Origin of the sequence: Streptomyces sp. NBC_00057 (assembly GCF_045041165.1) — a bacterium.
GTDB lineage: Bacteria > Actinomycetota > Actinomycetes > Streptomycetales > Streptomycetaceae > Streptomyces.
In genome coordinates, this window is record NZ_CP108256.1 from 8,024,375 (window position 1) to 8,049,457 (window position 25,083).

At 70.5% G+C, this 25,083-nt stretch carries 23 protein-coding genes and 3 pseudogenes; 15 read left to right on the forward strand and 11 right to left on the reverse strand.

What is annotated here, in order from left to right:
• Positions 1-32: 32 nt before the first annotated feature.
• The 3 genes from OG953_RS37925 to OG953_RS37935 all read left to right on the forward strand — a co-directional run bounded on the left by OG953_RS37925 (position 33) and on the right by OG953_RS37935 (position 3,340).
• A complete protein-coding gene (locus OG953_RS37925) occupies positions 33-710 on the forward strand; it encodes a response regulator (protein ID WP_405690086.1) in 678 nt (225 codons plus the stop codon).
• Positions 711-1,436: 726 nt separating this feature from the next.
• Entirely contained in the window at positions 1,437-2,678 is a 1,242-nt protein-coding gene (locus tag OG953_RS37930; protein ID WP_405690088.1) for a sensor histidine kinase, read from the forward strand.
• On the forward strand, positions 2,675-3,340 hold the full coding sequence (locus tag OG953_RS37935; RefSeq protein WP_327276746.1) for a response regulator transcription factor: 666 nt from the start codon (positions 2,675-2,677) through the stop codon (positions 3,338-3,340). Before OG953_RS37930 ends, OG953_RS37935 begins: the two co-directional genes overlap by 4 nt.
• A gap of 149 nt (positions 3,341-3,489) precedes the next feature.
• On the opposite strand, the pseudogene OG953_RS37940 reads toward OG953_RS37935, so the two are convergent.
• Positions 3,490-3,777 (reverse strand): annotated as a pseudogene (locus tag OG953_RS37940) (hypothetical protein); the annotation flags it as partial.
• A gap of 4 nt (positions 3,778-3,781) precedes the next feature.
• A complete protein-coding gene (locus OG953_RS37945) occupies positions 3,782-4,996 on the reverse strand; it encodes an MFS transporter (RefSeq protein WP_405690090.1) in 1,215 nt (404 codons plus the stop codon).
• A 121-nt stretch (positions 4,997-5,117) separates the two neighbouring features.
• On the opposite strand from OG953_RS37945, the gene OG953_RS37950 reads away from it, so the two are divergent.
• Complete coding sequence (locus OG953_RS37950) at positions 5,118-6,332, forward strand: ROK family protein (RefSeq protein ID WP_405690092.1); 1,215 nt, start codon at positions 5,118-5,120, stop codon at positions 6,330-6,332.
• Positions 6,333-6,359: 27 nt separating this feature from the next.
• Here OG953_RS37950 and OG953_RS37955 read toward each other — a convergent pair.
• Together OG953_RS37955 and OG953_RS37960 are read right to left on the reverse strand one after the other, a co-directional pair.
• A pseudogene (locus OG953_RS37955) lies at positions 6,360-6,916 on the reverse strand (phosphotriesterase); the annotation flags it as partial.
• A gap of 63 nt (positions 6,917-6,979) precedes the next feature.
• Positions 6,980-7,549 carry a TetR/AcrR family transcriptional regulator gene (locus OG953_RS37960; protein WP_405690094.1) on the reverse strand — a complete coding sequence of 190 codons (570 nt, stop codon included), beginning with the start codon at positions 7,547-7,549 and terminating at the stop codon, positions 6,980-6,982.
• A 201-nt stretch (positions 7,550-7,750) separates the two neighbouring features.
• Between OG953_RS37960 and OG953_RS37965 the strand changes: the two genes are divergently transcribed.
• The 10 genes from OG953_RS37965 to OG953_RS38010 all read left to right on the forward strand — a co-directional run bounded on the left by OG953_RS37965 (position 7,751) and on the right by OG953_RS38010 (position 18,553).
• The gene (locus OG953_RS37965; protein ID WP_405690096.1) at positions 7,751-8,041 is read left to right on the forward strand and encodes an SHOCT domain-containing protein; all 291 of its coding nucleotides are present in this window, start codon (positions 7,751-7,753) and stop codon (positions 8,039-8,041) included.
• Positions 8,038-8,829: an ABC transporter ATP-binding protein gene (locus tag OG953_RS37970; RefSeq protein WP_405690098.1), complete on the forward strand. Its 792-nt coding sequence runs from the start codon at positions 8,038-8,040 to the stop codon at positions 8,827-8,829. Before OG953_RS37965 ends, OG953_RS37970 begins: the two co-directional genes overlap by 4 nt.
• A 4-nt stretch (positions 8,830-8,833) precedes the next feature.
• Positions 8,834-11,404 carry an ABC transporter permease gene (locus OG953_RS37975; RefSeq protein WP_405690099.1) on the forward strand — a complete coding sequence of 857 codons (2,571 nt, stop codon included), beginning with the start codon at positions 8,834-8,836 and terminating at the stop codon, positions 11,402-11,404.
• Between the two features lie 283 nt (positions 11,405-11,687).
• Positions 11,688-11,903: a hypothetical protein gene (locus OG953_RS37980; protein ID WP_405690101.1), complete on the forward strand. Its 216-nt coding sequence runs from the start codon at positions 11,688-11,690 to the stop codon at positions 11,901-11,903.
• Positions 11,904-12,915: 1,012 nt separating this feature from the next.
• Positions 12,916-14,409: a hypothetical protein gene (locus tag OG953_RS37985; protein ID WP_405690103.1), complete on the forward strand. Its 1,494-nt coding sequence runs from the start codon at positions 12,916-12,918 to the stop codon at positions 14,407-14,409.
• Complete coding sequence (locus OG953_RS37990) at positions 14,406-14,906, forward strand: nitroreductase family protein (protein WP_405690105.1); 501 nt, start codon at positions 14,406-14,408, stop codon at positions 14,904-14,906. The genes OG953_RS37985 and OG953_RS37990 overlap by 4 nt, the downstream gene beginning before the upstream one ends.
• A complete protein-coding gene (locus tag OG953_RS37995) occupies positions 14,894-16,504 on the forward strand; it encodes a hypothetical protein (RefSeq protein WP_405690108.1) in 1,611 nt (536 codons plus the stop codon). The genes OG953_RS37990 and OG953_RS37995 overlap by 13 nt, the downstream gene beginning before the upstream one ends.
• Positions 16,501-16,920, forward strand: coding sequence for a hypothetical protein (locus OG953_RS38000; RefSeq protein WP_405690110.1), 420 nt, complete (start codon positions 16,501-16,503; stop codon positions 16,918-16,920). The genes OG953_RS37995 and OG953_RS38000 overlap by 4 nt, the downstream gene beginning before the upstream one ends.
• Positions 16,917-17,330: a hypothetical protein gene (locus tag OG953_RS38005; protein ID WP_405690112.1), complete on the forward strand. Its 414-nt coding sequence runs from the start codon at positions 16,917-16,919 to the stop codon at positions 17,328-17,330. The genes OG953_RS38000 and OG953_RS38005 overlap by 4 nt, the downstream gene beginning before the upstream one ends.
• Positions 17,327-18,553, forward strand: a complete 1,227-nt coding sequence (locus OG953_RS38010) for an acyl-CoA dehydrogenase family protein (RefSeq protein WP_405690114.1) — start codon at positions 17,327-17,329, stop codon at positions 18,551-18,553. The genes OG953_RS38005 and OG953_RS38010 overlap by 4 nt, the downstream gene beginning before the upstream one ends.
• Positions 18,554-18,841: 288 nt before the next feature.
• Here the strand turns inward: OG953_RS38010 and OG953_RS38015 are convergent.
• The 3 genes and pseudogenes from OG953_RS38015 to OG953_RS38025 form a co-directional block, all read right to left on the reverse strand.
• Positions 18,842-19,046, reverse strand: a pseudogene (locus OG953_RS38015) (IS630 family transposase); the annotation flags it as partial.
• 4 nt (positions 19,047-19,050) lie between these two features.
• Positions 19,051-19,572 carry an ATP-binding protein gene (locus OG953_RS38020; protein WP_405690116.1) on the reverse strand — a complete coding sequence of 174 codons (522 nt, stop codon included), beginning with the start codon at positions 19,570-19,572 and terminating at the stop codon, positions 19,051-19,053.
• A 183-nt stretch (positions 19,573-19,755) separates the two neighbouring features.
• Positions 19,756-20,073, reverse strand: coding sequence for a hypothetical protein (locus OG953_RS38025; RefSeq protein WP_405690118.1), 318 nt, complete (start codon positions 20,071-20,073; stop codon positions 19,756-19,758).
• 208 nt (positions 20,074-20,281) lie between these two features.
• Between OG953_RS38025 and OG953_RS38030 the strand changes: the two genes are divergently transcribed.
• Positions 20,282-21,415 carry a PLP-dependent cysteine synthase family protein gene (locus OG953_RS38030; protein ID WP_405690120.1) on the forward strand — a complete coding sequence of 378 codons (1,134 nt, stop codon included), beginning with the start codon at positions 20,282-20,284 and terminating at the stop codon, positions 21,413-21,415.
• A gap of 38 nt (positions 21,416-21,453) precedes the next feature.
• Here the strand turns inward: OG953_RS38030 and OG953_RS38035 are convergent, their stop codons facing one another.
• The 4 genes from OG953_RS38035 to OG953_RS38050 form a co-directional block, all read right to left on the reverse strand.
• Positions 21,454-21,933 carry an SRPBCC family protein gene (locus OG953_RS38035; RefSeq protein ID WP_405690121.1) on the reverse strand — a complete coding sequence of 160 codons (480 nt, stop codon included), beginning with the start codon at positions 21,931-21,933 and terminating at the stop codon, positions 21,454-21,456.
• 87 nt (positions 21,934-22,020) lie between these two features.
• The gene (locus OG953_RS38040; protein ID WP_405690123.1) at positions 22,021-23,532 is read right to left on the reverse strand and encodes an SDR family oxidoreductase; all 1,512 of its coding nucleotides are present in this window, start codon (positions 23,530-23,532) and stop codon (positions 22,021-22,023) included.
• 113 nt (positions 23,533-23,645) lie between these two features.
• On the reverse strand, positions 23,646-24,098 hold the full coding sequence (locus OG953_RS38045) for an SRPBCC family protein (RefSeq protein WP_405690125.1): 453 nt from the start codon (positions 24,096-24,098) through the stop codon (positions 23,646-23,648).
• 65 nt (positions 24,099-24,163) lie between these two features.
• Positions 24,164-25,000: a DeoR/GlpR family DNA-binding transcription regulator gene (locus tag OG953_RS38050; RefSeq protein WP_405690127.1), complete on the reverse strand. Its 837-nt coding sequence runs from the start codon at positions 24,998-25,000 to the stop codon at positions 24,164-24,166.
• Positions 25,001-25,083 lie beyond the last annotated feature (83 nt).

Here is a 25,083-nt window from a genome sequence, read left to right on the forward strand (position 1 = left end):
TCACAGCCGCCCTGGGGCCGTACGCTCGGCCTGTGGAACAGACGACACCAGGCCGTCGGCCGGTCCGTGTTCTTGTGGCGGACGACGAAGCGATGGTCCGGGCCGGGGTACGAGCCATCCTGGTCAGGGACCCGTGTACCGAAGTGGTGGCCGAGGCTGCAGACGGCCACGAGGCCGTCTCGCTGACGCGCCGCCATCGCCCCGACGTGGTCCTCCTGGACATCCAGATGCCCGGACTGGACGGCCTGGCGGCGGCGGCTCAGATCCACCGGGCGCTGCCGACAGTCGGCGTGATCATGCTGACGACCTTCGGGGAGGACAACTTCATCACACGGGCCCTCGAGGACGGGGCCAGCGGCTTCCTGCTCAAAGCGGACGACCCCCGGGAACTGCTGAACGGAGTGCAGGCGGTGGGAGCCGGCGGGGCCTATCTTTCGCCGAGGGTTGCCACCCGAGTCATCGCCGGTCTGCGCGCACACCGGGCGGCACGTCCCCACCGCCCGCTCGAGCACTTGACCGGACGGGAACTCGACGTGCTGGCCGGGCTCGGGGCAGGGCTGTCCAACGCCGAGATCGCCGCCAGGCTGCATCTGGTCGAAGGCACCGTGAAGGCACACGTCAGCGCGGTCCTTGGTAAATTGGGGGCGCGCAACCGGGTGGAGGCTGCCATTGCCGCGTACGAGGCCGGCCTGGTCCCTCGCGCCCCATAGGCACGCCTCCGGCCCGCCGATCCGCCCGGATCGGCCGCCCGCCAAACGGTCAAGCGGCACGGCGACCGCGGTCGCGCGAAAGCCAGGACACTCACCCGCACGTACCCTCGCTGAGCTGAGCCGTGCCCCCCGACGGCGGCCGGACATTTACTCCGCATCGCTCAGGGGCTCGGCGTGCAGGGCGTCGTCGACGGGCATGCCGTCCTGGCCGGCCGCCCCCGATGCCTTCCCAAGTGGGCGATCCCGCTGCCGCACGACCTGGACGACGCCCGGCGCACCGCCGAGGCACAGGGGCGTACAGAGGTGGTCCTGGCCTGGGAAGAAATCACCCCACCGCACCCGCAGACCCGGAAATCACCCCAGGGCCTGGCTGGGGACTGTCCGGCGGTTCGCGGTCGGGGTCGCGGTGCCTGGCACATCCCCCAGCTCTCAACGCCGTTCGAGCGGGGGGCAGCCCACCCAGGGCCTCTCGTTCGGAACATGCCGGGCTCGCGGGCCATGGCACTGCGCTTCGCCGCGCTGTCGTCGGTCGGCCTTGCGATGCACCGCACCAGAGGTCGCGCCCTGCCCGCCCCTGATCCGTCCGCCCTTGATACAGGTCCTGGAGGGCATGGGGCACCCGGTCGCCCCCCGCCCAACCCCGTCCGACGTACTCCACAGGGAGTACGGGTGATCACCACGCCCGGCTGACGCCTCCGTCGCGGCTCGCGGTCTAGCGTGGCCGACATGGAAGAGCAACGCTCACACTGGGGGCACGGCGAGCCGCCGCGCTGGCTGACGGGGGCGCCGGGGCACTACGCCTCCCGGCTGCCCTGGCCGTCGACGATCCTGCTCGGTGCCGTCGTCATGGTCGGTTCGACCATCGCGGCCCGGGGGCAGATGGACGAGCGGGCGCCGCTGGACATCTTTGCGCGGCTGCTGCTCTTCCTGGCCGTCGCCGTACTTCTGCTGCGCCACCGCCACCCCGTGGTGGCCGTCTTCGGCAGTTCGGCCGCGGCGATGATCTACCTGGCGGCCGGCTATCCGTACGGACCGGTCTTCCTTGCCGTTGCCGTGGGCTGCTTCAGCGCCGTTGTCTCCGGGCACCGGCGGGCCGCTTGGACGGCCGTCGGGATGGTGTGGCTGGGGCACGTCCTGGTGGCTCACTGGCTCTACCGGTGGCTGCCGCCCTCCGACGACCACCCCGCCGCCTGGGGGCAGGAACTGGGCGTTGCCGCTTGGGCGGTGGCCATCATCGCCGCCGCCGAGTTCGTACGCGTGCGCCGTGAGCAGTGGGCGGATCAGCGCGCGGAGCGGGAGGCCGCGGAGCAGCGCCGGGCCGACGAGGAGCGACTGCGGATGGCGCGCGAGCTCCATGACGTCCTGGCCCACAGCATCTCCGTCATCAACGTCCAGTCGAGTGTGGGTCTCGCGTTGCTGGACTCCGACCCGGAGCAGGCCCGTACTGCCCTCACCACCATCAAGGCCGCCAGCAAGGAGGCGCTGGGCGAGGTCCGCCAGGTCCTCGACACCCTGCGTACCCCCGGAGACGCCCCCAGGGCCCCGGCTCCCGGACTCGACAGGCTCCCCGAGCTCGTCGAACAGGCGGCGGGCGCCGGGCTGACCGTCGCCGTCGAGACCGATGGCGTACGCGGCGCGGTCCCGCCCGGCGCGGATCTCGCCGCCTTCCGGATCGTGCAGGAGGCGCTGACGAATGTGGTCCGGCACTCCGGATCGCGCACCGCGCAGGTCCGTATCGGTTACGAGCCCGGCCACATCCGGCTCCGTATCGATGACGAAGGACCGGCCACCGGCAATGACGCAGGTGGCAGCGGCAACGGACTGGCAGGAATGCGGGAGCGGGCCGCCGCACTGGGTGGCACGATCGAGGCCGGGCCCCGGGCCGACGGCGGCTTCCGGGTGCGGGCCGAGCTTCCGCTGCCGTCCGATGCGCCCGGCGCGGCAGCGCACAAGGAGGAGACAACGTGATCCGCGTACTGCTCGCTGACGACCAGCTGCTGGTCCGGGCCGGTTTCCGGGCTCTGCTGGACGCTCAGCCCGACATCGAGGTGGCGGGGGAGGCCGCCGACGGTGAGGAGGCCGTACGCATGGTGCGCGAACTGCGGCCGGACACCGTGCTGATGGACATCCGGATGCCGCATCTCGATGGCCTGGCCGCGACCCGTGCCATCACCGGGGACCCCGAACTGAGCGATGTCAAGGTGGTCATGCTCACCACCTTCGAGCTCGACGAGTACGTCTTCGAGGCGATCCGCTCCGGTGCCTCCGGCTTTCTCGTCAAGGACACCGAACCGGAGGAACTGCTGCGGGCGGTACGTGCGGTGGTGGGCGGCGACGCACTGCTCTCGCCGGGGGTCACCCGCCGGCTGATCGCCGAGTTCGCGGCCCGGTCCAAGGAGCCTGCGGCGGCAACGGGGCTGAGCGAACTCACCGAACGGGAAAGGGAGGTGATGGCACTCGTAGGCATAGGGCTCTCCAATGAGGAGATCGCCCGCCGCCTGGTCGTCAGCCCGCTCACAGCCAAGACCCACGTCAGCCGCACCATGGTGAAGCTCGGCGCCCGCGACCGGGCCCAACTCGTCGTGCTCGCCTACGAGTCGGGGCTCGTACGCCCCGGCTGGCTCGGCTGACACGGCCACGACGGAGGGTGCGCAACCGCCTGTGCTCCCAAGCGTCACAGGTGTGGTGGCCGCCGTTGCAGAGGTCGGTGCTCGCCCGCATGCCGAACGAACCGAGGCGCTGAGCGCCCCGTCGGGTGAGGTCTGGCCCCGGCCTGCTGTCAGGACCAGGTGACTCCGGAGTTCTCGCACCAGAGCCGGGCCGGTTCCGGGTCGCCCGTCAGTGTGATCGCCGTGAGCGGCAGCCGGTTCCAGAGCGTCAGATAGAGCCGCTCGGCAGTCGCGCTCAACTCGCAGTCCGCAGATCCCTCTTCGGGTGCCGCTTCATCCCGTACGGCCTGCGGCGGTCCCGGCGAGAGCCGCACGGTCCAGGTGGCGTCCGTATCCGTGGCCCGCACCCGCAGGGAACGCGGCGTTTCCGTGCGCACTTTGCTCTTCGGACGGGCGTATCGCTCATGCGGGCGCCGCGTTGCGTGCTCCGTACCCCAGTGCCGCGGCCGCGGTGGCCAGCAGCGACACCGTGGTGAGGGCTGCCGGGAGTGAGAACCAGTCGGCCAGGAAGCCGATCGCGGGCGGTCCGAGCAGCATTCCGCCGTAGCCGAGCGTCGACGCGGCGGCCACTCCACCGGGCCCGGCCAGCTCACCGGCCCGGCCGACCGCGACGGGGAAGATATTGGCCAGACCGAGGCCGGTGACAGCGAAACCGAGGAGCGCCAGCCAGGTGGTCGGGGCGAGCGAGCCGAGCAGCATCCCGGCGGCGGCCGTCGCACCGCCCGCGACCAGGGTCCGGGTCTGGCCGAGCCGTTCGAGCAGTGCCGTGCCGCTGATCCGGCCGGCCGTCATGGCCAGTGCGAACAGGGAGTATCCGGCGGCGGCGATGCCCGGGTGGGCGTGCAGGTCCTGTTCCAGATGGAGGGCGCCCCAGTCGGCCAGAGCGCCTTCGCCGTACGCGGTGCAGAGCGCGATCGTGCCGAACAGGAGCACCATGCGGCGGGCCCGCCCGTCCAGTCGCCGCGGCTTCTCGGCGTGGTCGGCCGCGGATGCGGGCTTCGGCGCCGGTTGGCGCAGCAGCACCGGTCCGGCCGTTGCGGTGACCAGGAGTCCGATCCCGGTGAGGACAAAGAGATGCGTGGCGGGGGAGAGGCCGCCCGCGATCAGTCCGCCGAGCCCGGCACCGACCATTCCGCCCAGGCTGAAGGCGGCGTGGAAGCTGGGCATCACGGGACGCCGCAGGGCGGCGACCAGGTCGACCGCCGCGCTGTTCATCGCCACGTTCATCCCGCCGTACGCGGCGCCGAAGACCAGCAGCACCAGGCCGAGTGCGAGTGCCGAATGCGTCTGCGCGGGCAGGGCGATGCTGAGGGGGAGCAGAACGCCGCAGACCACGGTCACCGCATGGCTGCCGAAGCGCCGGCACAGCCGGCCGGTGAGCATCATGGTCACCACGGCCCCGGCGGATACGCCGAGCAGGGCGAGGCCCAGGGTGGAGGCCGAGGCGCCGGTCTGGTGCTTGATGGCCGGGATGCGGACCACCCAGCCGGCGAAGAGGAACCCATCGAGGGCGAAGAACACGGTCAGCGCGGTACGGAGGCGGGCCAACGAAGGTGGGGCGGTGTTTCCGCCAGGTCCCCCCGGTAGGGCCGTCCGCAGTTTGTTTAGTTGCGGCACAAATTCAGCATAGGGGCGTCCGGACAACGGGCGCAACATGGCTGCCCGTCGCGGCCGCAAGGGGCACAAGTGCGTCACCGGGGCGTCGGCGGCACCCGCGGATCATGGGAGACTCGCCCCCATGAACGGCAAGGTGACCACCACCCGGACAAAGTTGGAGAGGGGCCGCAGCGCGCTCGGACCCGCGCTGGAACTGGTCCACACCGGACGCGCGCCCACCCGTGCCGTCCTCACCTCCGAGCTCGGGGTCACCCGGGCGACGGCCGGTGCGGTCGCCGCGGAACTGGAGGCACTCGGCCTGATCCGGGTCGACTCCCGGCCGGGCTCCGCCGCCGGCTCGCAGGGCCGCCCCTCGCATCGGCTGGCCATCCGGGAGTCCGGGCCCGTCGCCGTCGCCGCGCAGGTGCATGCCGACGGGTTCCGGGCCGCGCTCGTCGGGCTCGGCGGACGGCTCGTCGCCACCGCCCCCGGCTGTGTCACCGTCACGGCGGACCCGGCACAGGTCATCGGTGAAGTGGTCGACGACTGTGCCCGGTTGCTGCGGGACAGCGGACTGCGCTGTGTCGGTGCGGGCCTCGCGGTTCCGTCCGCGGTCGCCGAACCGGAGGGCACCGCGCTCAACCCGCTGCACATCGCCTGGCCGGCGGGCGCCCCGGTGCGAGAGATCTTCGCCACCTGTGTACGGGAAGCGGGCATCCCCGGACCCGCGTTCACCGGGAACGACGTCAACCTCGCCGCGCTCGCCGAACACCGGCACGGTGCCGGGCGCGGTGCCCAGCATCTGCTCTGTGTGGCCACCGGTCACCGGGGCGTGGGCGGTGCCCTGGTCCTCGACGGCCGTCTGCACACCGGGAGTTCGGGACTCGCGCTGGAGGTCGGCCATCTCACGGTGAACCCCGAGGGCCGCCCGTGCCACTGCGGCGGCCGCGGTTGCCTGGACGTCGAGACCGACCCGCTGGCCTTCCTCATCGCCGCCCGTCGCGAACCCGGTCCGGAGGAGTCGTTGCTCAAGCAGGCCGGCGATCTGCTGCGTACGGAGTACGAGGACGCGGCGGTACGGGGCGCGGCCGAGGAGCTGATCGATCGGCTCGGCCTCGGGCTCGCCGGGCTGGTCAACATCCTCAACCCCGATCGCATCATCCTCGGCGGACTGCACCGCGCACTGCTCGACGCGGATCCCGAGCGGCTGCGTGCGGTGGTGGCCGATCGCAGCCTGTGGGGGCGCAGCGGCAGTGTGCCCATCCTGCCGTGCACGCTCGACCACAACAGCCTGGTGGGGGCGGCGGAGCTGGCCTGGCAGCCGGTGCTGGACGATCCGCTGGCCGCGCTGGCGTGACGGGGGCCTCGGGCGGCCGCACTGCCCTCAACCGTCGGACAGGACCGAAGACGTCCGCCACGCGAATGCCCGTGCCGCGTTGCCCACCAGGATTCCGTCCAACGCCTGCATCCCCAGGGTCCGTTCGAGGCGAGGGCGCAACCTCCGCAGCAGATACGGCATGCCCGGGGTCTCGGGCACTGTCGTGTCGCCGCCCAGCAGCAGCTGCCCGCCGAAGCCGTCCTCGGTGAGGGCGGTCAGTTGCTCGGGCAGCCGCCAGTCCGTCGCATGATTGGCCCGCGACGGACCGTCGAACGTGAGAAAAGCGCCCGCCCGTGCCGCCTCACGCTGTACGACCCGTCCGGTGAACGGCCCGGATGACCGAGGATCACCCGCTGCGGCGCGACCTCCAACTCCCCGCAGAGCAGGTCCAGTACGTCGAGAGCCGCCGTGCCCAGTTCCAGGTGGACGGCGATCGGCGCACCGGTGCGATGGTGAGCCTGTGCTGCTGCCGTCATCGTGAACCGGGCATGGGCGTCGATGCCGTGAAAGGCGCCGGCGACCTTGATCAGACCCGCGCGTACGCCCGTGGAGCCGAGGCCCTCGCGGGCCCTTCCTCGTACGCGAGTCCGGTCCAGTATGTGCATGTGCGTTGTGCTCCTCGAGTGTCAGGCGGCGGTGTCACCGGGGGCGAGCAGCGAGAGCAGTCCACGCGCGCCCGCGTCGAAGGCGTCCGTCGAACCGGAGGCGCGGGCCAGCACATAGCCGCCCTGCACCGTCGCGACGATCGTCGCCGCGATGTCCTCGGGAACCAGGGGACGGGTGAACTCGCCCTGATCCAGGCCCTCCTGGACGATCTCGGCGAGCTTGCCGCGCAGCCAGCCGATCGTCTCGTCGACCGGTGCACGCAACTCGTCACTGGCGATGACATCCGGATCCATCGTCAGCCGGCCGACCGGGCAGCCGCGCAGCACATCGCGCTCGCGCAGGAGATATGCCGAGATTCGCTCGTACGCCGTTCCCGGGCCGTCGAACAACTGCCCGGCCGTCTCGCGTATCTGTGAGGCCGTGCGGCGGATGGCCGTGAGCGCCAGATCGGGTTTGCCCGCGAAGTGGTGGTACATGCTGCCCTGGCCCGCGCCCGCCTGCTGCTGGATGGCCTTGGGGCTGGTGCCCACATAGCCGCGCTCCCACAGGAGCTCCTGTGTGGCTTCGATCAGACGATCCGGAGTGCTCATGAATCGACTGTACATACTAGTAGGTACAGAATCCAGTGATGTCGGCCCGCCGACGGGAGCAGCCGCAGATCCGCCACGTACTCCCGAGGGGGTACGCGTACGGCCGCTGGCCGTACGACGACTCGGACCCCCTTTCGGGGCCAGGCTCGGAATCGTCAGGAAAACCTGAACGCGAACCCTGAACCGAGGGAGTTGACCGAGATGAACACCCTGGCGTACAGCGGTGGACCCGGACCCTGGATCCTCCTCTTCCCGCTCTTCTGGGCGGCCGTCGTGATCGGCGGCGCCACTCTGCTGCGCCGTACCGTTCGGCGCGGCCGACGAGGCCCCTGGCAGGCCCGCTCCACCCAGGAAGCACCCGCCGAAGCGTCACCGATCACCCTGCTAGGCCGCCGCTTCGCGGCCGGAGAGGTCGACGAGGACGAGTACTGGCGCCGGCTCTCCGTCCTCGACGAGCAGTTCGGCCGCGGCAGCAAGGGAGGAGCGGCATGACGACCACCGTCCCCACTTCCGAGCCCACCCCCACCCCCACCTCTGCCGCCTCCGCTGCCCGGGTCGTCGACGCCGTGAAGCTCTACGGCACCGGCGACACCCGGGTCAGGGCCCTCGACGGGGTGAGCGTCGACTTCCCGGCCGGCCGCTTCACCGCGATCATGGGGCCCTCCGGCTCCGGCAAATCCACCCTGATGCACTGCGCGGCGGGACTCGACACCCTCACCTCCGGCTCCGCCTTCATCGGCGACACCGACATCAGCGCCCTCGACGACCGCAGGCTCACCCTGCTGCGTCGGCGGCGCATCGGCTTCGTCTTCCAGTCCTTCAACCTCCTGCCGACGCTCACCGTCGCCGAGAACATCACCCTCCCTCTGGATCTCGCCGGGGAGCGACCCGACCCGGAGTGGCTCGACGCACTCGTCGACACCGTCGGACTGCGGGACCGGCTGCACCACCGGCCCGGCGAACTGTCCGGCGGACAGCAGCAGCGGGTGGCGGTGGCGCGGGCCTTCGCGGGCAGTCCCGATGTCGTCTTCGCCGACGAACCGACCGGCAACCTCGACTCCCGTGCGGGCCAGGAGGTGCTCTGGCTGCTCGGCCGAACCGTCCGGCAGACCGCCCGTACGGTCGTCATGGTCACCCATGACCCGGTTGCCGCCGCCCACGCCGACGAGGTCGTCTTCCTTGCCGACGGCAGGCTCGTCGACCGGATGCCCGATCCCACGGCGGAGCGCGTGCTCGACCGCTTCAAGTCCTTCGCCCCCCACCCGTCACGCAGGCGGTGACGCCATGACCAGCACCCGGGCCTCCGTACGCCTGAGTATTTCCTCGCTCCGCGCCCACAAGCGCCGCTTCGCCGGTACGTTCGTCGCCGTCCTGCTCGGCGTCGCGTTCCTCACCGGGACGCTCGTCATGGGCGACACCCTCCGCGCGAGCTTCGACACCATGTTCGGCAACGCCACCGCCGGTACCGACGCCGTCGTGCGCAGCTCCAATGTGGTCACGGTCGCCGGCGAGTCCCAGGGCACCCGGCAGCCGGTGAGCACCGCACTCGTGAAGAGGATCGAGCAGACCCCCGGCGTCGCCGCGGCGGCCCCCGACATCCAGGGCGCCGGCCAGCTCATCGGTTCCGACGGCAAACCCATCGGCGGTCAGGGGCCGCCCACCCTCGCCGGCGACTGGATCGACGACCCGAAGCTCAATCCGTACCGGCTCGCCGCCGGACGCGCCCCGTCCGCGCCCGGTGAGGTCGTCATCAACCGCGGCACCGCCGACCGGGGCGGGCTCGGGATCGGCGACACGACCGTGCTGCGCACCCCCGACCCCGTTCACGTCACGATCGTCGGACTGGCCACCTTCGGCGGCCAGGACGGCATGGGTCAGGTCACCTACACCGCTATGACGCAGGCCGATGCCGAGAAGTACCTCACGCCGAAGCCCGGCGAGGCATCGACCATCCAGGTGCGCGCAGGCCCCGGCACCAGCCAGCAGGAACTCGTCGACGCACTTCGCCCTGTACTGCCCAAGGACGTCGAGGCCATCACCGGACAGGCATCGGCCGCCGAGAACCGGGACATGATCTCCGGTGCCTTCCTCAGCGTGTTCACCACGCTGCTGCTGGTGTTCTCCGGGATCGTGCTGCTGGTCGCCACCTTCTCCATCCACAACACTTTCGCGATCGTCGTCGCCCAGCGGACCCGCGAGAACGCCCTGTTGCGTGCCCTCGGCGCCTCCCGCGGGCAGGTCGTCGGCTCGACCCTCGTCGAGGCGACCGTGGTCGGGGTGATCGCCTCGGCCGCCGGTCTGGCCGGTGGCATCGGCATCGCCGCCGGACTGCAGGCGCTCTTCCCCGCCGTCGGATTCCCGTTCCCCGAGGGCGCGCTGGTGATCAGCGCCGTTTCCCTGCTGCTGCCGCTCGCTGTCGGCGTCCTGGTCTGCCTCGGCTCCGCACTCCTGCCCGCCGTCCGGGCCGGACGCACCGCGCCGCTCGCCGCCCTGCGCGAGAGCGCTGTCGACGAATCCGCGGAGTCGCGGACACGTGCCCTCTCCGGGCTCGTGCTGCTGGTGGCCTCCCTCGGCGCCATCCTGAGCGGCGCCCTGGCCGATGTGTCCGTCTGGCTGTCGGCCGCCGGTGCGGTGTCGGCACTCGCCGCGTTCGTAGTGCTCGGACCGGTCGCCTCCTCGTACGCCGTTCGGCTCCTCGGCGCCCCACTCGACCGGCTGCGCGGTGTCACGGGCCGACTGGCCCGGCGCAACGCCCTGCGCAGTCCCCGGCGGACCGCATCCACCGCGACCGCACTGATGGTCGGCGTCGCCGTGGTCTCCCTCTTCACCGTCTTCGGCGCCTCCCTGAAGGCCACCATGAACCGGACGGTCGACCGCTCCTTCGCGGGCGATGTCGCCATCAGCGCTCCCGCCTTCGGGGCGGGCGGCAGCGGCCTGAGCCCCCGGCTGGCCCCGGCCGTCGACCGGCTGCCGGAGGTCGCGACCGCCGTCGGCCTCGGCAAGGGGGTCGCGGAGGTCGACGGTGCGGGACGCGCGCTGACCGTCACCGACCCGGCCGCGCTCGGCAGGGTCTTCGACCTCGGCCGGGTCGACGGATCGCTGAAGGGGCTGGGCACGAACGGGATCGCCGTGTCCGGCACGGAGGCCGGCAAGCGCGGTCTGCACACCGGCTCCACCGCACGGCTCGCCTTCGCCGACGGCACGCAGCAGAACTTCACGGTCCGTGCCGTCTACGGCCGGTCGGAAATGGCGGGCGACTACGTCATCACCCGCCTGGCCTGGGCCCCGCACCGTGCACAGGACTCCGACTCGCTGATTGCCGTCTCGTTCAAGCCCGGTGTCACCACCGCCGACGGCAAGGCGGCGGTCGCGAAGACCGCGGCGGCGTACGGCAACCCGGACGTACAGACCCGCAGCGAGTACGCGCAGTCCTCGGCCGGCGGAATCGACATGATGCTCACACTGGTCTACGCCCTGCTCGCACTCGCCGTACTGATCGCGCTGCTGGGCATCGCCAACACGCTGACCCTGGCGCTTCACGAACGCACCAGGGAACTGGGCCTGTTGCGGGCCGTCGGACAGACCAGGAGCCAGTTGCGGTCCATGGTCCGCTGGGAATCCGTACTGGTCGCAGCGTTCGGCACGGCGGGCGGCCTGTTGCTCGGCGGCGTCCTCGGCTGGGTGCTGGTCAAGGCGTCCGCGGGCACGGGCGACACCGCCTTCGCCTTCGCGCTGCCGCCACTGCGGCTCCTGGTGGTCGCCCTCGTGGGGATCACCGCCGGGGCGCTGGCGGGCTGGCGGCCCGCTCGTCGGGCGGCACGGCTGGACGTGCTCCCCGCGATCGCCGCCGAATAGCGCGCCGGCGGAGAGTGGAGGGGGGCGCCGGACGGTGCCACGCTCGTGCTGTGACCGGAAACGATCAACGGGTTGGTGCAGCGCGGACGAGGGCACCGTCCGCGCTGTGATCCACTGCGCCGCGGGCCCTTCATGCGGCGGGCTTACGGGAAAGCTTGGTGAAGTTCATTGCGCGGGCTGTGCGCAGGTCGGTGGGTTGCTCCGTGTGATGCCGTGCTGAAAAGGGTGTGATCGATTTCGGGGTCACCCTCAAGAGGCTGATGTTCCGGCAAAATTCGGCTTTGTGCTGTCGCGCACCGTTGGCCTGCCGAACGGCTATTACGAACCCGGCTGGGAGCCGCCGTACGGCCCCCTCTCCCTGCTGGTAGAAGGACTGTTCGTTCTCGCTTTCCTCGCCCGGCTCGGCGGGAGAACAGCAAATGGCACCGCTCTCAGAGGGGAGTATGCGCCGGACAGCGAGCGGATCACGCCGGCGCAAGGGCCGTCCGAACGCCGATGAGTCCAGGAAGCAGCGGTGGAACTGACGGTCTTGATGGCGTCGGCCTGTCCCAGCACCGCGCCGCTGTGCGAGCGGCTTGATTTCGCCGCAGCCTGATCGGCATCAGTAACTTCTGCCCGGATTCAAAGGCTCAGCACGATGACGGCGCCGATGCCGCCGAGGCACAGGGCCCGGGAGGCAGCGCGCGAGCAGTACATCCGACGCCGCGTCCCGGAATTCACCACCATCACCCCGGCGAGATCACCTGGGCCACAGCACACGATGACCTTCACTGGGCGCGAAGTAGCTTGATTCGTTGCAGCCACGGATGGCACTGAGCTACTGCGTGGCGTCGCACGTTTCACACCAGCTGATTCCAGCGAGGCTGATGTTGCCTTCGGTCGGAGTGGGTTGGCTGCCGACAGCCGCCGCCATGAGCCTGGAGCGGGATCAAGCACCCAACCGAACTTCGGTACTTGGATGACACTGTCGCTCAGGCGGGTACACCAGGCAGGTGCGCTTTGCCCTCGTGGTGAATGATGATCGCTCCCTTTTGGCCGGCCTGCCTCTCCATGCCAGCCGATCAACCAGCTACCGCAACGAGAAGACTGCCTCGAGGGACACGCCGACAGCAGCACCGTCACTCAAGAAGAAACGCAATCCCGGATACGCCGCCGAGGAAAGCGAAGGGCCGGGTGCGTGCGCCGCATGCGATGGCCGTATATGCCTACGGGAGGTAGCCTTTTTGAACGGCGTACGGGACTGGCTGGTAGAGATTGGGAACTCTGGCCGGGCCACGGGATTCGCACACTCGCGAAAGCCGCGGCTTGTTTTTCTGAAAAGGTCCCGAGAGTTCGCGGCTGTCCACAATGTGCCCCTCGACAAAGAGGTAGAATTCGCGACTGCCTTGTGTGCGGCGGTCAATGTCCAGAAAGCTACCCGGCATGTGCTCCGGCCAGGTGTCGGTCAGGCGTGTCGATCCCGGACTCACCATGTTGAGACCTAGACGTTCGATCAGCGACGGGTAATGCACATGGGCTGGCTTACCATCGGGTATTTCGTCTCGTACATTCCCTACGCCATGCTGGTGAAGGCACTGGCCAGCGGAGTGACTCCGCTGTCGACCCAGCCGGTCAACGGCTTCGAGCTGCTGCCCGCAGCCGTCCTCGGACAGCTCGCGGCGATGACCGTCTTCCTCGGCCTCACGGGTCGGTGGCGGCATATGCGGCGGAGCAGGATCGGCCACGCGCGGATCCCGGTACCGGGCCGGGAGACGCTGGTGGCCGGCTTCTTCGCGTCGCTCATCATCGGCTCCACCACGATGAACTACACCTTTTCCGGTGTCTCGATCCTCTTCATGCTGTTGCTGATGCGGGGAGGCGTCCTGGTCCTCTCCCCATTGGTCGACATGACCCGCAAGCGGCGGGTGACGACATCCTCCTGGGTAGCGCTGTGCCTCAGCCTCATAGCGGTTTCGGTGGCTCTCGGCGATGTGCACAGCTACCACCTCACGCTCGCTGCCGTGCTGAGCGTCCTCACCTACCTCGTCGGCTACCTCGGCCGGTTCGAGATCATGATCCGGGTGGCCAAGAACGGGGTTGTCGCAACGGACCGCCGCTTCTTCGTGGAGGAGCATGTCGCGGCACCCGTCTGCCTGGCTCTGCTGCTGGGGGCAGGGGCGCTGGCCGGGCAGCCGCAACTGCGCGCGGGCATCACCACATTCCTCGGCACCCCTGCCGCCTTGGCGGCCGCGGGGATAGGAGTGGCATACGAGGTGCTGTTCGTCTTCGCTTCGCTGATCTATCTCGACCGGCGGGAGTACACCTGGGGTGTGCCGGCCTGGGCGTTCGCCAGCCTGATGTCCGGCCTGGTCGCCTCCTTCTCGCTCGCGTGGCTGGCCGGACTCCAAGCTCCGGGGACCTCTCAGCTCATCGCGCTCGCGTTCGGTGTCGGCGCGGCAGGAGCCCTGTCCTTCCAGTCGGCCGCCGTCTGGTGGCGGACACGCGGCACCGGCGCGGCATGCCGCGTGCTGTTCGTCTGCGGCGGGAACACCTCCCGTTCGCCCATGGCCGAGGTCATCGCGTGGGCCCAGGCCGCGGAGGCGGGAGTCGCACACCTCTTCCGGTTCTCCAGCGCGGGTGTCGCGACGACGCAGCCTGCGAGCCCGATGACTCCGGCCGCCCGGTCCGCGCTCGCTGAACTCGGTCTGCAGCGGGTGCCGGGCCGGGGGAATCCCCGCCGTCACCGCTCACGCCCGGTCACCCCGGAACTCTGCCGGGTCAGCTTCGTCATCTACTGCATGACCCGAGCCCACCGCGACAGGGTGATCGCCATGGCGCCCGAGGCCGAGGGTCGCGCCTTGTGCCTGGACCCGCGCTGTGACATCCCCAATCCGGAGGGGCAGCCGCCGGACGTCTACCGCAGGTGCGCCCGGCACATCCAGCGGTCCGTGCACGTCCGTCTTTGCGAGCTCCTCGGCCCGGAGGGCGCTGCGGCCCCGCTCTCGGACGAGGGTGATTACGGATGACGCCCGGGCTCCGCGACGGTCTGTCCCTGATCACCTCCCGCCACTGCACGAGAGGCTTTCTGGACCGGGTGGTGCCACGGGACGTCCTGGCGGAGGTACTCCTCGCCGCCGGCCCCGCACCCTCGAGCCGCAACACCCAGATGTGGCAGGTGACCGGCAGCGCCCTGGAGGCGCTGGTGGCTGCCCTGTGCGAGAGCTTCGACCGCGGTGATCCGCCCGGACCGGACTACGCCCACCGGCCGCCGTCGCTTGACGACGCCGTCGAGCGCCGCGCCGGGCACGCCGCGTCGGGAGTACTGCTCGCCAAGGGCCATGCCGCCTCGGACCACGCCGCCGCTCGGACTCACCTCCGTGACAACCTGCGCTTCCTGGGAATCGACGCCGACCGGCTCGTCGTGTGCACTCCGGCAGTCGGCTACGCGGACGAGACGGCCCCGGTCAATCGGTTCGTTCCGCGGCGGGCCGGTCTGGAGGAGTACGTCCAGTGGCGCAATTGACGAGCGGATATGGTGCCGACGTCGGGCGTCGGGCCCGTGTGGTGGCGGTGATCGCCGAACCGGAAGACCTCACCGCGAATCGCCTGCGTGCCCTCGCAGGTGTGGCCGACGTGCTGGAGGTCCGCGCCGACCTGGTCGGCGATCCCGATCCGCGCCGGCTGCGCCGGCATTTTCCCGGGCCGCTGACCTACGGTTTGCGCTCGCGGCGACACGGCGGCCGCTCGGCCACCGGCCCGGTCGAGCGGCGCACCCGGCTGCTGCGCGCGGCGGACCACTACGACCTGGTCGATCTGGAGGCCATGGACGACGTGGCGCCGGAGTTGCTGGCGGGCATCCCGGCCAAGCAGCGGCGTATCTCCTGGCACGCGCCCCCAAGCCCCGAGCAATGGGCCGACTCCGGCCTCCGGGCCGGTCTGCTTCATGCCTCGGGGGCACTGCTGGAGCGGTTCGCCGCGATGACTGCCGTACCAGCGGCCCAGTACCTCCTCGTGCCGCAGTCGGGCGCACAGGGCGAATGGGCCGCGCCGCTGCTGCTCACCGGGCTCGGACGTACCGATGTGACGGCGTTCGCGTCCGGTCCGGCCGGCACCTGGACCCGGGTGCTGGCGCCGTGGCTGGGGGCACCCGTGGTCTTCGGTCGGGCTGGTGTCCCCGGGGCGGACGGAATGCCCAGCGTGAGCCAACTCCTCACCGACTACGGCCTGCCCGCGCTGCCCCCGCTCGGCGGCCTGTTCGGCATTGCCGGGCGTGCCCCAGGGCGGTCGTTGTCGCCCCGGCTGCACAACGCGGCGTTGCGGGAGTTGAGGCTGCCCGCCCTCTACCTGCCTTTCCAGGTGGATGTGTTCTCCCGATTCTGGCACCGGGCCATGGACTTCGGGGCACTGGGCGGACCGCCGCTGCACGGGCTGACCGTGCTCGCCCCCCACAAGGAGAGCGCGCTCGAAGCGGCCGACATCGCCGACCCGGAGGCACGGGGGTGCGGGGCGGCAAACCTGCTGTGCCTCGACGCCGGGCGCTGGCGCGCGGCCACCACCGACTCGGCCGCTGCCCTGCACACCCTTGCCCGGGCCGGAGTCGATCCGAGCGGCCACAGGGCCGCCGTCATCGGTTGCGGCGGTGCCGGGCGGGCCGTCGCGTTGGCCCTGTGCCAGGCCGGAGCCCGGGTGACCCTGGTCAACCGAGGGGTTGCGCTGGGCCGGGCAGCCTCCTCGCGTCTCGGGCTTCCCTATGTGCCGCTGTCCCGGTTCTCCCCGGCGGGGTACGCCGTGCTCGCTCATGCCACGCCCCTGGTGGAACGGGAGCCGTTCCCGGTCTCCACCGCCGACTGGGACGCGGCGGTGCTGGAGATGGCCTACCGCGATCCGCCGACCGCGCTCATGGGCGCCACCCGCGCCCGAGGACTGACCGGCATCGACGGCTGGGAGGTCCTGTTCGTCGAAGTACGCGAGCAGTTCAAGCTGATGACAGGCCATCCGCTGCCCGAGGCACTGCCTCTGCACTCCGTCTGCTTCGGCCAAGCCGAGCCGCCCGATGCCCACGACCTCACCGAATCAGCGGGGCTCGCCCCGACGCACCCTACGAGCAGGGAGGCACCATGACGACCCGTTCCGCGTCCCCTGCCGGAACGGCCACACCGCGGCCACCCGGCACGCCGGACGTCTCGGCACTGCTGGGCGACTGGGTCAACACCGACCAGCGCAGTTCGAAGGGCGCCCGCCGACTGAGCGTGACCTGGCACGAGGGGGGCATGTTCGTCAGGGCCTTCGGCACCGGTAGCCCGCAACCACGCGACTGGGGTGAGGCGTCGGCGGTCCTTTACACCTCGCCGGACACACCGTCGGTCGCCTCGTCGTTCTCGGCGGTCTACGACTTCGGCTCGCTGCGCACCGTTGTAGGCGCCTATCACAAGACGGGCATTTTGGTGACCACCACATGCACCGTCTTCAGCGACGTCAGCGGGGGCGCCGACCACTGGGCCCGCTCGTTCTTCCACAGGGCGGAGGCGCGGCCATGACGGCACATGTGGTCGATCCGGCACCGCTGGCAGGCGGCTGGGTCAACTTCGACACCACCGCCACCGGTATCCACGTGGTCGATGCCGCGCTCGACCACAGCCGGCTCACGCTGCGGATCACCGAGCGCGGCGGCCCGGAGTCCTCACAAGGCGCGCTCGCACCGACCACGACACCCGTCACCGGCGCCATCTTGCCCGCCGTCCCGCTGGCCGACGACATCGACGCCAGCGTGGCCGTGGCCTTTCTCGCCGAAGGCCCGCTCGGCTCCCGGCAGGTCATCCTCGTCGGCTACCTCAACCGCGGCCTGCTGACCATCGATGTCCATACCGTCCATCCCACCGAAGCCCAGATACCGAACACGATGTACCGCGCCCACTTCTTCCGCTTCGAAGAGGCCACCCCCATATGACCGACGACCTGGGCCACGCCACCCGTCCGGCCCGCAAACCGGCGGTCGGCGACGACCGGGCAGTTCTCGGCGCCGTGGCGAAGCTCGCCGAAGACAGATTCGCCCCCCGCGCCGATGAGTACGACCGCACGGCCGCCTTTCCCGCCGAGGACTTCGACGATCTGTTCTCCGACGGCCTCCTGGGCGCCGCCGTGCCCCGGGAGTACGGCGGCCTGGGCTACGGCCCCGCGCAACGCAATACCCTCCCCCTGTGGGAGATGACCACCACGCTGGCCAAGGCCGATCTGTCGCTGGCCCGCTGCTGGGAAGGGCACGCCAACTCACTCGTCCTCATCGACGCCCTCGCCACCTCGGAGCAGAAGCGGCGCTGGTTCACCGGCGTGGTGGAACACGGGGAGAAATGGGTCGCCTGGAGCGGCGAGCCCCAGACCCCGAAGCCGGGCGAGAGCGCTCGCTTCGGCACCACGCTGACCCCCGTCCAGGACGGCTGGACCCTCCGCGGCAGCAAGGCGTTCGCCACTGGCGCCACCGGCGTACAGTGGGCGATCCTCCTCGTCGATCCGGTCGGCCCCGGCGGAGCGCGCCAAACCCGGGAGGTCCACGGCAGGCTCCTGCTGCTCGCCTGCGACCTGTCGGACCCGACCGTGACCGTGGACACGTCGTGGTGGGACCCCGTCGGTATGCGCGCGACGGCCAGCCACGTGGTGCGCTTCCACGACACCTTCATACCGCGCGAGCATCTCATCGGCGGCCCCGGCGGCTACTTCGACGGGCAGTGGCAGACCGCCTTCATCCCGCAGCACGCGGCCAGCTTCCTCGGCGGTGCCCTGGCCGCATACGAGTACGGGCTCGCGTATGTGAAACGGCAGGGCAAGAGCGGTGATCCCTATGTGCAGCAGCGGGTGGGCAGCATGGCGGTCAATGTCGAGACCGCCCGCCTCTGGTTGCGCCACGTCGCAGGTCTGTGGGACGAGGGCAGCCTCGACGAGGCCCGGATCGCCGGCAGCAGGGCCTGGCATGTGATCGGGCATCTGGCGGAAGAAACAGTGCACCACGTCATCCGCGCGTGCGGCGCCCGCAGCCTGATCCGCCCGAGCCCGGTGGAGCGGATCCTGCGCGATCTGGCCTTGTACAAGCTCCACGACAACGACGACCACGTGCTGGCCACCATCGGCCGGGCCGTCCTCGGTGAGCCGTACGACCCGTTCTTCCACAGACTCTGACGTCCGCACCGGCCTTCGGGGCACACCACCGCACGACGGCGGCCCACCCGATCCGCCTGGGTGGGCCGCCACGTCGTCGCGATCAGGGCCGGCCGTCGACGGTGACGGCCACAACTCGCCGTGGGGGTGTCCCCGGCCGTGGGCTGGGGGAGATCGGCCGCGTACGGGACGTACCCGGTCGACTCCGGCAGCACCCGGCCCAGCCACGCGCGGTATCAGCAGGCACGAGGAGGAGCGACCGCCTCTGGTGCGGGGCGGCAGGTGACACATTGCTCGCTGGGCCATGCGCCGGGCGGCGCGGATCGACCTGAGGGCGGCGAGGGCGTTCGTGGCGCCCGCCCCGACGGCGGTTGACGCCCCAGAGGGTGTCGTCGCCGATTGAGTGGCAGCCGTGGAAGTAGGTCACTTCGTGGGTGCGATGGTAGGTCGCAGGCGGGCGGTCGGGCCTTCCCCGCTCTGCCCAGCAGGCTCCGGCGATGGCGCGAATGCCGAGAGCACTAGCCGACTACCGACGACCGCGCGACGGAGGGCTTCCTGCTGTCCAGGTACGTGACGGCGTCCGGCTCGAAAGGGCCGTCAGTGGTTGCCCCGTACACCGCGTGCAGCGGCTGCGCGGTGAACAGGGAAGGCGCCGGAAGAGTGAACCAGACAACCTTCCCGGCCCCGCCCCTCGGGCAGACCCCCCAGCTCTCGCTGACCGCGGCGATCAGCGCGAGTCCGCGCCCCGACGTACTGGACGCAGAGGCCTCGCGCACGGTCGGCAGCCGTGGGTCGTGGTCGTGGACGGACACCGTCAGCCTTTCGAGCAGCAACTCGATCTCGACGGTGCATGACTTGTCCGGCTGGGCATGCCGGTGGACATTGGTCAGCAGTTCGGTGACGCCGAGCGCCGCAGTGTCGATCAAAGGATCGAGATGCCAGTAGCGCAGCTGCGACGAAACGATTCTGCGGACCTGACCGATCCGCGACGGCAGGGCCTGGAGCTCCACCGTGCAGTGCCTGCTCGGCTCGCTGATCACGGCTGCGACTCCCCGAAATAGGTCCGGAAGAAGACGAAGGAACGATCCAGCAGATGACTGGCTGCTGATTCAGCTCCGGCGGTGCGGATCACAATGTCACCGCCGGTAAACCACGAGTGACGTGTGACCAATGTCGCTCAGGGGGCACGGCTCCGCAACTCGCGGTGTACCGGCGGCGCCCCGTCAGGTCATCCGGCCGCCCGCACTGCGCAACGTCTCGAGAAATCTGTGGGCCGGCCCGGCCTTGTCCGGACCGTGATTGCGCTGCCCCATCGTCAGTCGGTACCGCGTCCCGTTGAGGCGCGCCACGGCCGCACCGGCTCCGGCGAACCATGGCCTGCCCGCGCTCACCGCCCTCACCGGGGCGCTGTCGATCTCCCGGCCGTAACTGGTCAGCAGAGCCAGCCTGCCGTCCTTGACGATCACCTGCCCCGCCCTCGTGAGCGAACGGGCCCACCGCTCGATCCGTACCCCCGTCGCGCTGAACTCCGTTTCCGGCATGACTGCTTCGCCCCCTTCGTAACGCTTCTGATGGGCAGTCTGCACAAGCCGCGGCCGACGCGCCAGGCCGCGTCCCTGCTCGATGCCGCAGCTGCCCCGCCCGCCAACGCCAAGGCAGGGCTATGGACCATCAAAGCGAACGTTTGTGCAGGTAGACGGAATATCGTTGACGGTGGAGAGTGACGGCGACACGAGGAGGAACGTGCTGATGGGCACCGCAATGCACAGAGACGACGGCCGGGCCATGGCGACCATCGACATCGACCGCTCCGACCTCGAGTACCGGGCCTGGCTCAAGGAAGCCGTGCGGAAGGTCCAGGCCGACGCCAATCGCTCCGCCGACACCCATCTGCTGCGCTTCCCGCTGCCCGAGGCATGGGGCATCGACCTCTATCTCAAGGACGAGTCGACGCACCCTACCGGCAGCCTCAAGCACCGGCTGGCCCGCTCGCTCTTCCTCTACGGGCTCTGCAACGGCTGGGTCCGGCCGGGCAAGCCGGTGATCGAGGCGTCCAGCGGTTCTACGGCCGTCTCGGAGGCGTACTTCGCCAAGCTGATCGGTGTGCCGTTCATCGCCGTGATGCCCCGCACCACCAGCCCCGAGAAGTGCCGGCTGATCGAATTCCACGGCGGCCGCTGCCACTTCGTCGACGATTCACGGAAGTTGTACGAGGAGTCCGCCAAGCTCGCCGCCGACACCGGCGGCCACTACATGGACCAGTTCACCTACGCCGAACGGGCCACCGACTGGCGCGGGAACAACAACATCGCCGAGTCGATCTACCAGCAGCTGGGACTGGAGCGCTACCCGGAGCCGACGTGGATCGTCGCCACGGCCGGAACCGGCGGCACCTCGGCCACCATTGCCCGCTACGTGCACTACATGCAATTCGACACCCGGATCTGTGTGCCCGACCCGGAGAACTCCTGTTTCTTCGACGGCTGGACCCACCACAACCCTCTGGCCACCAGTGACTGCGGCTCCCGGATCGAGGGCATCGGCAGGCCCCGGATGGAGCCGAGCTTTGTGCCGGGGGCCATCGACCGGATGATGAAGGTGCCGGACGCGGCCAGCGTCGCGGCCGTGCGCGCCCTGGAAAAGGCCATCGGCCGGAAGGCGGGCGGCTCCACCGGCACCGGGCTGTGGAGCGCGTTCAAACTGGTCGCCGAAATGGTCGAGCAGGGCACCACCGGCAGCGTTGTCACCCTGATCTGCGACCCGGGCGACCGTTACCTCGACAAGTACTACTCCGACAGCTGGCTCGCCGAACAGGGCCTGGACATCGCCCCGTACACGGAAACCATCGACTCCTTCCTGGCCGACGGCAACTGGCCCGGATAGCCCGGACGGGACGCGGCGCACCCGGCCCGCGGCCGCTCTCAGGCCGCAGGCCCGGTCAGCCGCCTGTCGAGATTGCGTACCGCGTCCCGGAAAGCCCGGCCCACCCCCGACCGGCCCAGCCGCAGGGCGAATCGGAAGGGTGCGGAACCGTCCGCGGCGAACGTCCACTGCACCTGCGTCCCGGTCCCGGCCGGGGTGAGTCGCCACTCCTCCAACAGGGCCCGCAGACCAGGGGCGTTCGACTCGTCGACTCGGTAGACGTACCGCTCGCCGGGTGCCGCCGCGATGATCGTCTCGCGCATCACCGTGCCGCCCTTGAGCCGGACCTCGCGACCTGCGCCGTCCTCGGTGGGCCGGGCCGCAGTCACCGAGGTGAACCAGCTGGGCCAGCCCGCCACATCATCGGCGAGCGCACGGTAGACCACCTCGGGAGGCGCTGACACCTCGGCGGCGAAGACCAGTCGCAGTGGAGCGGACTCGACGAAGTCAAGTTCCACGGAACGGAGTCGGCGTGGCACGGATCGCACCTCCCGTGCGGTCGGCGGCGGGCGGGGTAGCGCACACCATATCTGACAGACCGTCAGATGTCCCTGCCCGCAAGGACGTTATGTGGCACAGTGCTGCGGTACCGCTCGTGCGGCTGCGGTGATGTTGCGGGCCATGCCGCCGAACACCACCGAGTGGAACGGCCACACGCTCCACCAGTAGGCATGGCCGAGCAGTCCGTGCGGATGGAACAGCGCCCGTTGCCGATAGACCGTCCGCCCCTGCTCGTTCCGGTCCACCGACAGTTCGAGCCAGGCCGGACCGGGCAGTCGCATCTCCGCGCGCAGCCGCAGCAGCTCACCCGGAACGATCTCTTCCACACGCCAGAAGTCCAATGAGTCGCCCACCCGCAGCCGCTGCGCGTCCCGCCGCCCGCGCCGCAGCCCGACGCCACCGGCGATCCGGTCGAGCCAGCCCCTCACGGCCCAGGCCAGCGGGAAGGAGTACCAGCCGTTCTCGCCGCCGATGCCCTCGATCACCCGCCAGAGCGCGTCCGGTGCCACCGGCACCGTGAGTTCCCGTTCGTCGCTGTAGAGACTGCCGCCGGACCAGTCGGGGTCGGTGGGCAACGGGTCACTGGGGGCACCGGGCACCGCCGCGGACGACCAGCGTGTATCGACCCGGGCATCCTTGATCCGCTGGAGGGCCAGCCGCAGCGCCTGATCGAAGCCGATGATGCCGTCGGCCGGATCGGGTACGTACCGGGCGATGTCGTGCTCGTGACAGACCACCTCATGGCGCAGCGACTGAGCCAGCGGCCGGGCGATGGAGGGCGGCACCGGTGTCACCAGGCCGATCCAGAGACTGGAGAGTCCCGGGGTGAGCACCGGTACGGGGAGGATCACTCGGTGCGGCAGTCCGGCGACCGCGGCGTACCGCTGCATCATGTCCCGGTACGTCATGACGTCCGGGCCGCCGATGTCGAACGTACGGTTCACGTCGGCCGGCAGATGGGCGCAGCCGACGAGATACCGCACCACGTCCCGTACCGCGATCGGCTGGATCGATGTGCGCACCCAGCTCGGGGTGATCATCACCGGCAGCCGCTCGGTGAGATGACGCAGGATCTCGAACGATGCCGAGCCCGATCCGATGATGACCGCAGCCCGCAGGACGGCCGTCGGTACCCCGGAATCCAGGAGAATGCGCCCCACCTCGGCCCGCGACCGCAGATGCGGTGACAGTTCCCGTTCAGGCACCCCGGCGGGAGTGAGCCCCCCGAGGTAGACGATTCGGCCGACCCCCGCCGCCCGTGCCTGCTCGCCGAAGGTCCGGGCCGCCTCGCGGTCCGTCTCCTCGAATCCGGGTCCGGAGCCGAGCGCGTGCACCAGGTAGTACGCCACATCCATGTCCCGCATCGCCGCCCGCACCGAGGCGGCGTCACAGACATCGCCCTCGACCACCTCGACCCGGTCCGCCCACGGGTGGTCACGCAGTTTCCGCGGGGTCCTGGCCAGCGCGCGCACCTGGTGGCCGGCGTCGAGGAGTGCGGGCACCAGTCTGCCGCCGATGTACCCGGAGGCACCGGTCACCAGACAACGCAGCTGCGTACCACCGGAGGATTCGGTCACTCGCCCGAGTCTTCCACCCGGCCGCCGTACGGGGCCGGTGGAGCACTCCGAACGGCGGCACGCGGGCACCCGGGCTCACGGCACCGCCACCGGCCCCGCTCAACCGCGGCCACCTACGGATGCGGCCGCGCCGGACGGTCCAGCATGCCGTCCAGCACCCGGCCGAAGACCCGGCGGCCCGCTCCGGCGAGCCACGGATCGGCCCACCGCGGCAGCAGCCGGACAGTCAGCTCCTCCACCCACACCACATGCGATCCGGAACCTGTCGGATACACATCGATCGACGCCCGGCCCAGCACCAGCGAACCGCGCTTCTCCAGTCGGCACAGCCCCGCGCGCCCGGCTGCGGGCGGTGTCCACCGCACCACTTCCATCGGATCGTCGAACCCCAGCGGCCCCACACCCGTGCGCGCCACGAAAACGGTTCCGATCCGGGTCGTCAGCCCCGAGGGAACGGTGATCGTGGTCAGCGGTACATGCGCCGCGTGCCGTTCCCAGTCCGTCACCCGGCGCCAGGACTCGGCTGCGGGCAGGGGCGTGAAGCGCTCGATCCGGAAGACGGCCACAGCACGATCCTAGGCCGTGTACCGACCGTCGCGAGCTGAGCGGAAGCCACGTACCGGCCGACGGTTCAGGAGTCGGCGTCCGCGATGCGGCCCGTCACCAGCAGGCCCGGAAGGTGCTCCTCGATCTCCTCGCGGGCGGCGGCCGGCAGACCCGCGTCCGTCACGAACGTGTCCACCTGCTCCAGGGTCGCGAACGAACTCAGGCCCACCTTGCCCCACTTGGTGTGGTCGGCGACCACCACCACACGCCGCGCCGACTGGACGAAACGGCGGTTGGTCTCGGCCTCCGCCAGATTCGGCGTCGAAAGACCGGCCTCCACCGAGATCCCGTGCACCCCGAGGAACAGCACATCGAAGTGGAGCGAGGCGATCGCCTGATCGGCGACCGGGCCGACCAGCGAGTCCGACGGGGTCCGCACCCCACCGGTGAGCACCACCGTGGCCGCCCCGGTACGCGCCCCGCCCGCAGCCCCCGACCGCTGCGCGGAGTGGAACACATCGGCGACCCGCACCGAGTTGGTCACCACGGTCAGATCCGGTACGTCCAGAAGCCGTTGGGCGAGCGCATACGTCGTCGTACCGCCGGAGAGCGCGATGGCGCTGCCGGGCACGGCCATCGCCGCGGCCGCCCGCGCGATGTCCTCCTTGGCGGTCAGCTCCAGAGCCGACTTGGCCTCGAAACCGGGCTCGTGCGTGCTGGCCTCGACCACCGGAACGGCCCCGCCGTGCACCTTCTCGAGCACACCCTGGCGGGCCAGCGCGTCCAGATCCCGGCGGACCGTCATGTCGGAGACGCTCAGCTTGCGGGTCAGCTCATTGACCCGGACCCCGCCGCGCCTGCGCACCTCGTCGAGGATCAGGGCGCGCCGCTGCTCCGCGAGCAGGTTCTGATTCTCGCTCAACGCCGGTCCGGTCCTTCCCTCTGGCCGTGCAACAGTCTCTTCGGACGGGGTCATCCTGCCACGCGGTGTCGTAGGCCGTCGCA

Coding starts and splice junctions, on each gene's coding strand:
- OG953_RS37930 (WP_405690088.1), top strand. CDS start 1,437: ATGGAAGAGCAACGCTCACACTGGGGGCACGGCGAGCCGCCGCGCTGG.
- OG953_RS37950 (WP_405690092.1), top strand. CDS start 5,118: ATGAACGGCAAGGTGACCACCACCCGGACAAAGTTGGAGAGGGGCCGC.
- OG953_RS37960 (WP_405690094.1), bottom strand. CDS start 7,549: ATGAGCACTCCGGATCGTCTGATCGAAGCCACACAGGAGCTCCTGTGG.
- OG953_RS37965 (WP_405690096.1), top strand. CDS start 7,751: ATGAACACCCTGGCGTACAGCGGTGGACCCGGACCCTGGATCCTCCTC.
- OG953_RS37970 (WP_405690098.1), top strand. CDS start 8,038: ATGACGACCACCGTCCCCACTTCCGAGCCCACCCCCACCCCCACCTCT.
- OG953_RS37975 (WP_405690099.1), top strand. CDS start 8,834: ATGACCAGCACCCGGGCCTCCGTACGCCTGAGTATTTCCTCGCTCCGC.
- OG953_RS37985 (WP_405690103.1), top strand. CDS start 12,916: ATGGGCTGGCTTACCATCGGGTATTTCGTCTCGTACATTCCCTACGCC.
- OG953_RS37990 (WP_405690105.1), top strand. CDS start 14,406: ATGACGCCCGGGCTCCGCGACGGTCTGTCCCTGATCACCTCCCGCCAC.
- OG953_RS38000 (WP_405690110.1), top strand. CDS start 16,501: ATGACGACCCGTTCCGCGTCCCCTGCCGGAACGGCCACACCGCGGCCA.
- OG953_RS38005 (WP_405690112.1), top strand. CDS start 16,917: ATGACGGCACATGTGGTCGATCCGGCACCGCTGGCAGGCGGCTGGGTC.
- OG953_RS38010 (WP_405690114.1), top strand. CDS start 17,327: ATGACCGACGACCTGGGCCACGCCACCCGTCCGGCCCGCAAACCGGCG.
- OG953_RS38025 (WP_405690118.1), bottom strand. CDS start 20,073: ATGCCGGAAACGGAGTTCAGCGCGACGGGGGTACGGATCGAGCGGTGG.
- OG953_RS38030 (WP_405690120.1), top strand. CDS start 20,282: ATGGGCACCGCAATGCACAGAGACGACGGCCGGGCCATGGCGACCATC.